The sequence below is a fragment of the Comamonas sp. B-9 genome, from assembly GCF_000410635.1.
GTDB lineage: Bacteria > Pseudomonadota > Gammaproteobacteria > Burkholderiales > Burkholderiaceae_C > Comamonas.
Window position 1 is genome coordinate 8,000 of record NZ_KE148566.1, and the last position, 7,646, is coordinate 15,645.

The window sequence follows — 7,646 nt, forward strand, 5'->3', positions numbered from 1 at the left end:
CCTGAAAGCGCCGCGATTCCTTGGTCAACGCGCGCGCCAGGCGCATGCCCACGCGCCCGCCGCCGGCCACCATGACGCGGCGCACCACCTCGGCCTGCTCCCCCACCTGGCGGTTGAAGGCCGCCAGCACATCGCCCAGCTGCTCCTTGTCCGACAGCACAAACACCTCGTCACCCGGCTCGATGCGGGTGCTGCCCTCGGTGGGCACCAGGCGGTCGGCCTCGTGGTGAAAGCGGCGGTAGACGCCCACCACACGCACCGTGCCATGGGGCAGGTTCTGGCGCACATCGGCCACGCTCAGGCCCACCACCGGCGCGCCGCCGCGCGCACGCACCGACGCCAGCGCCACATGGCCCTGGGCAAATTCGCGCACCTGCAGTGCTTCCGGGTAGGTCACCAGCTTGCCGATGTAGCCCATCAGCGCTTCTTCGGGGCAGAACGCATGCGTCACGCCAAAGCCGGTGTCGGACAGCAGCTCGGCATGGCTTTTGAGCGCCACCGAGCGCACGCGCACGATGCGGGTGGGGATGTTGAACAGCACCTGCGCGATCTTGCAGGCGGTCAGATTGGTCTCGTCCTGGGAGGTGCAGGCGATCAGCATGTCCGTGTCTGCCGCACCGGCCTCGGCCAGCACCTCGGGGCTGATGCCATTACCCACGACGCCGCGCAGATCGAAGCGGCCTTCGAGATCGCGCAGGCGCACACCATCCGTGTCGATCACGGTGATGTCGTTTTTTTCACTCAGCAAGCTTTCGGCGACACTCTCGCCCACGCGGCCTGCGCCGAGGATCAGAATTTTCATAGCATGAGGCGCCAGCCGCTAGGGAGCGGCCTGGCATGGCCGCATCATAACGTGGGCAAGAGGCGGCCGGTCAGCAAAGATCAGCGGCCGCAAACGGTATCAGCCGCGCACTTCGCCTTCGCCCAGCACAATGTATTTCAGCGAGGTCAGGCCCTCGATACCCACGGGCCCACGGGCATGGAACTTGTCGGTGCTGATGCCGATTTCGGCGCCCAGCCCGTATTCAAAGCCATCGGCAAAGCGCGTGCTGGCGTTGACCATGACGCTGGCCGAGTCCACCTCGCGCAAAAAGCGCTGCGCATGCATGTGGTCGCGCGTGATGATCGCATCGGTATGGTGGCTGGAGTAATGGTTGATATGGGCAATCGCCTCGTCCACCCCGGCCACCACCTTGATGCTGATGACGGCGGCCAGGTACTCTTCGGACCAATCCTGCTCGGTCGCCGCCTGCAGGCGGGCACCGGGCACGGCCTGCAGCAGCGCCAGCGCTTCGGCATCGGCCCGCATCTCCACCCCCTTGGCGGCAAACACCGCGCCAATGCGGGGCAGAAAATCTGCCGCCACGGCGCGCGCCACCAGCAGGCTTTCGGTCGCATTGCAGGGGCTGTATTTCTGCGTCTTGGCGTTTTCGGTCACCTTGACAGCCATGTCCAGGTCGCTGGGCGCATCGATATAGGTATGGCAGTTGCCGTCCAGGTGCTTGATCACTGGCACCTTGGCTTCGCGGCTGATGCGCTCGATCAGGCCCTTGCCACCGCGTGGAATGATCACATCGACAAATTCGGGCATCGCAATCAGCTGGCCGACGGCCTCGCGGTCCGTGGTCTGCACCAGCTGCACACCGGTGGCGGGCAAACCGGCCTCCAGCAGCGCCTGCTCCACCAGGCGCGCCAGCGCCTTGTTGGAATCGATGGCTTCGGAGCCGCCGCGCAAGATGCAGGCATTGCCACTCTTGATCGACAGGCTGGCCGCCTCGATGGTCACATTCGGGCGGCTTTCATAGATCATGCCGAAAACGCCCAAAGGCACGCGCATCTGCCCCACGCGGATGCCGCTGGGCATCTGCTTCATGCCCACCACCTCGCCCACCACATCGGCCATGGCTGCCAGCTGCTCGCAGCCCTGGGCACAGGTCTCCAGCACCTTGGGCGTCAGGCGCAGGCGGTCCACCATCGGCGCCGACAGGCCATTGGCCTGCGCGCGCGCCAGGTCCTTGGCGTTGTCAGCCTGCAAGGCCTCGGTCTGGTCGCGCAGCAAACGTGCCAGCGCCAGCAAGGCCTTGTTTTTGATAGCAGAAGGTGCTTTGGCCATCTGGGCAGAGGCTTGTTTGGCCTGCAGCCCCAGGGCCTGCATGGTTTCCGAAATGTTCAGGGCATTCATGGGGGCTATTGTCGGGCATTTGCGCTAGGGCAGCCAGGCTGCACGGCCAATGGCCCCTGGCAAATCCCAGGCTCGGCCGGCACAAAGGCCTCTACACTGCAGCCATGTTGAGCCACCAGGAGACCACGATGCAATCGGCTGCGCTGCGCCAATTGGGCGCCTTACAAGACGGGCTGGACCATTTCGAGGCCGGCCACATGGATGCGGCGGCCCTGAGCCAGCAGGCACGCAGCTATACCGATTTGCTCGGCGCGCTGCCTGCGCAGTTCCAGGAGGTATTGCTGCAGCTGCTCGACCGGCTCGAATCGAGCGCGCTGTTTGATGAGGAGAGTTGCTCGTTCAGCCGCAAGGACCTGGTGGACAGCCTGCGCCTGTGGCTGAAAAAAGCCGATGCCAGGCTGAGCGCCACGGCCTGAGCGGGCCGCAGCAGACACCAGTCTGCGGGGCCCATCAGGCCCCCGCCGTCAGGCCGTCAGGCGTTCCAGCGCTTCGCGGTACTTGGCCGCGGTCTTGTCGATCACTTCTTGTGGCAGGCGCGGTGCCGGGGCCGTCTTGTCCCAGGGCTTGCCGTTGACCTTGGCCTGCTCCAGCCAGTCGCGCACAAACTGCTTGTCATAGCTGGGGGGGTTGGCGCCGGTCGCCAGCGCGTCGGCATAGCCTTCCACCGGCCAGTAGCGCGAGCTGTCGGGCGTCAGCACCTCGTCCATCAGCACCAGCTTGCCGTCTTCGTCCAGGCCAAACTCAAACTTGGTGTCGGCAATGATCATGCCCTTGGTCAGCGCAATCGCGGCGGCCTTCTTGTAGATGGCGATGCTGATGTCGCGGATCTGCGCGGCCAGCTCGGGGCCCACCATCTCGACGGTGCGCTCGAAGGTGATGTTCTCGTCGTGCTCGCCCGCTTCGGCCTTGGCCGCTGGCGTGTAGATGGGCTCGGCCAGCTTGGCGGAATTGATCAGGCCTGCGGGCAGGGGCACGCCGCAGACCGCTTGCGATTCCTGGTATTCCTTCCAGCCGCTGCCCGCCAGGTAGCCACGCACCACGGCCTCGATCGGCACGGGCTTGAGGCGCTTGACCAGCATGGAGCGCAGATGCACCTGGGCCACTTCATCGGGCTGCACGGCCGACTCAGGCGCCTCGCCGGTCAGGTGGTTGGGGCAGATGTCGCCGAGCTTGTCGAACCAGTACAGCGCCATCTGCGTCAGCAACGCGCCCTTGCCCGGGATGGGCTCGCCCATGATCACATCGAAGGCCGACAGACGGTCCGAAGCCACCATCAGAATGCGGTCGTTGCCGACGGCGTAGTTGTCGCGCACCTTGCCGCGGGCCAGCAGGGGCAGGGAATGGAGCTTGGAGGTATGCAGTGCAGAAGGTACGGGCTGGGTCATGGTGATGCAGAACTATGGACAGGCACCCTGCGTAAAGACAGTAAGCACGGACAGCCGCGCAACCTCGGCAAGGCAAGCGCTCGATTGTAGTCGTCCACCCCCATGACCTCGCCCGGGCTGCCGGGATGCCTTGGATTGCGGTGCAGTATTGGGCGCAGCGGGCCCCCGAACACGTAGGCCCTTACGTGACAGCGCCCACCATCGGCATGCCCTGCCAGCGCTTGCAATCGCCCCCAAAGCGCCCAGCACGGCGCATGGGCCCTCCATTTTTTGCAGCACGGCGCGGGCAATTTGTAACCAACACAGCAGCTTCTGGCGGTCCATGCAAGCCAGAAACCCAGTGGACCGGGTTGTCATAGACTTGCAATTTTGTAGGTCCAGGCGCATCATGGTTTACACGCATGCATGTGTTTCCCCCTCGGGGTGGCCTGGCTTCCAACGGATCCGGTCACTTTTCTTGGTTTGCAGAAGGAGACTTGTTCATGAACCTGACGATCAGCGGTCACCATTTGGCGGTGACCCCGGCGCTGCGCGAATATGTAACATCCAAGTTGATGCGCATTACGCGACACTTTGACCAGGTGGTGGATGCCAAAGTTTTACTTTCGGTGGAAAAGCAGAAGGAAAAGGAGAAACGGCAGCGTGTGGTGTGCAATCTGCGGGTCAAGGGCGACGAACTCTGTGTTCAATGCTCTCACCACGATTTGTACGCCGCGGTAGATGCTTTGGTCGACAGGCTGGACCGTATGGTCACCCGTCACAAGCAACGTGTTCAATCTCACTACAGCGATGCGTTGCGGCAAGCAATGGCGTAAACCCTCTGCTTTTTGCCGAGGAAAAAGATTCTGTTTGAGTACTGACCGATAATACGTGCAGCAACACCTGCATCCAGGTGTTGCTGCGTTCGTTTGATCATGCTCTCAGTAGCTAGCCATATAGCCGCACTCCACTATGAACTGTCTTGCCTCTATCTTGCCTCCAGCTCAAGTGCTAGTGAGTGTGGATGTTTCCAGTAAAAAACGTGCATTTGAAGAAGCGGGCCTGCTGTTCGAGAGTCTGCACGGCCTCTCGCGCGCCTTGGTCACCGACAGCCTGTTTGCACGTGAGCGACTGGGCTCGACCGGTCTGGGGCATGGCGTGGCCATTCCGCATGGGCGCATCAAGGGCCTCAAGTCCCCGATGGCGGCGGTCTTCCAGCTCGAGCGCGCCATTGGCTTTGACGCGCCCGATGAACAACCGGTCAACCTGCTGATCTTTTTGCTGGTGCCCGAAGCCGCTACCCAGCAGCACCTGGAGATCCTCGGCGAGATTGCCGAGCTGCTGTCCAATGCCAGCCTGCGCGAGCAGATGAAGGCCAGCACCAATGCCGAGCAGCTGCACCAGATGATCGACACCTGGCAATCGTCGGCCAACAACACCTCGACCGCCCACGCCTGAACGCCGCGCGCCTGCGCCAGCAGGCCCCAAGCGAGCACCCGTATCTGCCTTGAACCCCGTTTTTCCTGCTAGTCTTTGACACTGGCGGGTGGCGTTGCTGCGCGCTCTGGCTTTGAAAGGACTGCACCGTGAAACCCAATGTCGTAAGCGCAGATGTGTTGTTCGAGGAGTTCCGTGCCTCGCTGCGCTGGGAATGGCTGGCGGGCCTGGGGGCCTCCGAGCGCCGCTTTGACGAAGTGGCGGTGCGCAGCGCCCGCTCCAGCGCCGACCTGGTGGGCTACCTCAACTACATCCACCCCTACCGGGCGCAGGTGCTGGGCGAGCGCGAGATCGCCTACCTCACCAACTCCACCACCGAAGACTGCCGCCGCCGCATTGCCCGCATCGTGACCCTGGAGCCACCGGTGCTGGTGCTGGCCGACGGCCAGGGCGCGCCCGATGAGCTGCTGTCCATGTGCGAGCGCGCGCACATCCCGATGTTCTCCACCAAGGAGTCGGCCGCCTTTGTCATCGATGTGCTGCGCGCCTTCCTGTCCAAGCATTTCGCCGACCGCACTACCATGCATGGCGTGTTCATGGACATCCTGGGCATGGGCGTGCTGATCACCGGTGAATCCGGCCTGGGCAAGAGCGAGCTGGGCCTGGAGCTGATCACCCGGGGCAACGGCCTGGTGGCCGATGATGCCGTGGACCTCTACCGCATCAACCAGACCACGATCGAGGGCAAATGCCCCGACCTGCTGCAGAACCTGCTCGAAGTGCGCGGCATCGGCCTGCTCGATATCCGCGCCATCTTTGGTGAGACGGCCGTGCGCCGCAAGATGCGGCTCAAGCTGATCGTGCACCTGGTGCGCAAGGAAACCATGGAGCGCGACTACGACCGCCTGCCCGCTGCACCGCTGACCCAGGACGTGCTGGGCATTCCGGTGATGAAGGTGGTGATCCAGGTGGTGGCCGGCCGCAATATCGCGGTGCTGGTCGAAGCGGCCGTGCGCAACACCATCTTGCAGCTGCGCGGCATTGACACCTACCAGGAGTTTGTCGACCGGCACCGCAAGGCCATGGCCAGCGGGCGTGAGTTTTAAAACGATCCAGCGGGATCAGACCAGCCGCAGGTCCTTGACCGAGGCCTGCGGAAACACCTGCTGCAGCTGCGCCGGCGACAGGCCGTACATGCGCGCAAACAGACCGCCCAGCACGCTGCGGTACTCGTTGAGCACGGGGTAGTCGCGGTTCTGGAACAGATTCGCCTCGCTCACCTCGATCTGCTCGCCGACAATGCGCCCGCCGGCCTGCGCCGACAGGCCGCCACCCAGCATCCAGTACGCGGTGCCATGGCCGTGGTCGGTGCCCTTGTTGCCGTTTTCACGGAAGGTGCGGCCAAACTCGCTGACCACCGCGACCACGGTGTGGCGCCAGGCCTCAGGCCCCATTTCCTGCGCAAAGGCGGCCAGGCCCCGGCCCAGGTCGTCGAGCCGGTTGGCCAGGTTGCCGCTGGCATTGCCCTGGTTTACATGGGTGTCCCAGCCGCCCACATCGACAAAGCCGAGGTCGAACTGGTCGCGCATCAAGGTGGCCATGCGCTGGGCCACCAGGCTGAAGCCCTTGGCGCTGATGGCATCGCGCCCGGCCTTGTCCATCTCCTCCTGCATGCCGCGCAGCACGGCCGCGCTCACCTCAAAGCCTTCGTTGACGGCCGGCGCCAGCGCGGTGCCGGCATACATGGCGGCAATGGCGCGGCTGCGGTTGGCATCCACGCCGCCCTTGCCGACATTGGCCAGCGCGGTATTGGCAATGCGGGCCGGCCCGCGCATGCACAGCGGCAGCTGCGCGGTGAAGGCCATCGGCGCCAGCTCGCTGCGGCCCTGCAAGGTTTGGGCCAGGCGGTTCATAAAGCCGCTGCGCAAACTCTGGTGCGCATCGAGCGGCTGGCCCAGCTCGATCGAGTCCTGGGTTTCAAAATGGCTGCGCGAGAGGTCGTCGGTGCCGGCAAAGGGCACAAAGCAGGCCTGCTTGCTGTGCCACAGCGGCAGCACGCTGCCTTCCATCGCCGGGTGCAGGCCCCAGCGCGCATCCAGCGGCAGCGCGCCATTGGCCTCGCCCGGGCGGGCGATGGCGATCGTGGGACGCGCGGCATAGTAGAAATCGCTGTGCGTGGGCACCAGCAGGCTGTTGCTGTCGTAGGCGCCGCGCAGGAACACCAGCAAAAAGCGCGGTGTATCGCTGCGGGGCGCGGCTGCGCGGGCCCGTGCCAGGCTGAAGGCCAGCGGCAGGCTGGCGGCGGCGGAGAGAAAGTGGCGTCTTTGCATGGCGTACCTCGTCAGCGAACCATCATTTCGGGGGCGGAGAGAAAGTAGGTGTTCCAGTCGGGCACATTGCGCGCCTTGGCCAGCGCGTCGCGCGATGCCGCACTCCACTGGGCCACGCGGGCCTGCGCGGTGGCGCGCTGCGCGAGATCAGGGTATGGCGGCTGCTCCAGCGCGGCCTGCGGCTCGGCGCGGAACAGCACGGCACTGCGCGTCGCAATCTGGCGCGCCACATCAAAGCGCGCGGCCATCTGTCCGGAACTGGCCCAGTCCGATTGCGAGGCAGGGTAGCCATCGGGCGTTTCATGGCCGTAGATGGGCTGGCCCAGGCGGTTG

Annotated in this window: 9 protein-coding genes; 4 read left to right on the top strand and 5 right to left on the bottom strand. The window is 64.5% G+C overall.

The window, feature by feature from the left end:
- Together trkA and H928_RS0111865 are read right to left on the bottom strand one after the other, a co-directional pair.
- The coding region (trkA, locus tag H928_RS33270; protein WP_043339806.1) for a Trk system potassium transporter TrkA at positions 1–802 on the bottom strand (802 nt) is incomplete at its 3' end.
- Between the two features lie 99 nt (positions 803–901).
- A complete protein-coding gene (locus H928_RS0111865) occupies positions 902–2,191 on the bottom strand; it encodes a glutamate-5-semialdehyde dehydrogenase (protein ID WP_306729943.1) in 1,290 nt (429 codons plus the stop codon).
- A gap of 95 nt (positions 2,192–2,286) precedes the next feature.
- Between H928_RS0111865 and H928_RS0111870 the strand changes: the two genes are divergently transcribed.
- Positions 2,287–2,598 carry a hypothetical protein gene (locus H928_RS0111870; RefSeq protein ID WP_021026708.1) on the top strand — a complete coding sequence of 104 codons (312 nt, stop codon included), beginning with the start codon at positions 2,287–2,289 and terminating at the stop codon, positions 2,596–2,598.
- Positions 2,599–2,646: 48 nt separating this feature from the next.
- Here H928_RS0111870 and H928_RS0111875 read toward each other — a convergent pair whose 3' ends face one another.
- Complete coding sequence (locus tag H928_RS0111875) at positions 2,647–3,567, bottom strand: phosphoribosylaminoimidazolesuccinocarboxamide synthase (RefSeq protein WP_021026709.1); 921 nt, start codon at positions 3,565–3,567, stop codon at positions 2,647–2,649.
- A 482-nt stretch (positions 3,568–4,049) separates the two neighbouring features.
- On the opposite strand from H928_RS0111875, the gene hpf reads away from it, so the two are divergent.
- The 3 genes from hpf (at position 4,050) to hprK (ending at position 6,089) form a co-directional block, all read left to right on the top strand.
- Complete coding sequence (gene hpf / locus H928_RS0111880) at positions 4,050–4,382, top strand: ribosome hibernation-promoting factor, HPF/YfiA family (RefSeq protein ID WP_027010864.1); 333 nt, start codon at positions 4,050–4,052, stop codon at positions 4,380–4,382.
- 136 nt (positions 4,383–4,518) lie between these two features.
- Complete coding sequence (locus H928_RS0111885; RefSeq protein WP_021026711.1) at positions 4,519–5,004, top strand: PTS sugar transporter subunit IIA; 486 nt, start codon at positions 4,519–4,521, stop codon at positions 5,002–5,004.
- 128 nt (positions 5,005–5,132) lie between these two features.
- Positions 5,133–6,089, top strand: a complete 957-nt coding sequence (gene hprK / locus H928_RS0111890; RefSeq protein WP_021026712.1) for an HPr(Ser) kinase/phosphatase — start codon at positions 5,133–5,135, stop codon at positions 6,087–6,089.
- Positions 6,090–6,104: 15 nt separating this feature from the next.
- Here the strand turns inward: hprK and H928_RS0111895 are convergent, their stop codons facing one another.
- Both H928_RS0111895 and H928_RS27395 read right to left on the bottom strand, forming a co-directional pair.
- Complete coding sequence (locus H928_RS0111895; RefSeq protein ID WP_021026713.1) at positions 6,105–7,313, bottom strand: DUF1501 domain-containing protein; 1,209 nt, start codon at positions 7,311–7,313, stop codon at positions 6,105–6,107.
- Between the two features lie 11 nt (positions 7,314–7,324).
- On the bottom strand, positions 7,325–7,646 hold a 322-nt coding region (locus tag H928_RS27395), incomplete at its 5' end, for a DUF1800 family protein (RefSeq protein ID WP_043339809.1).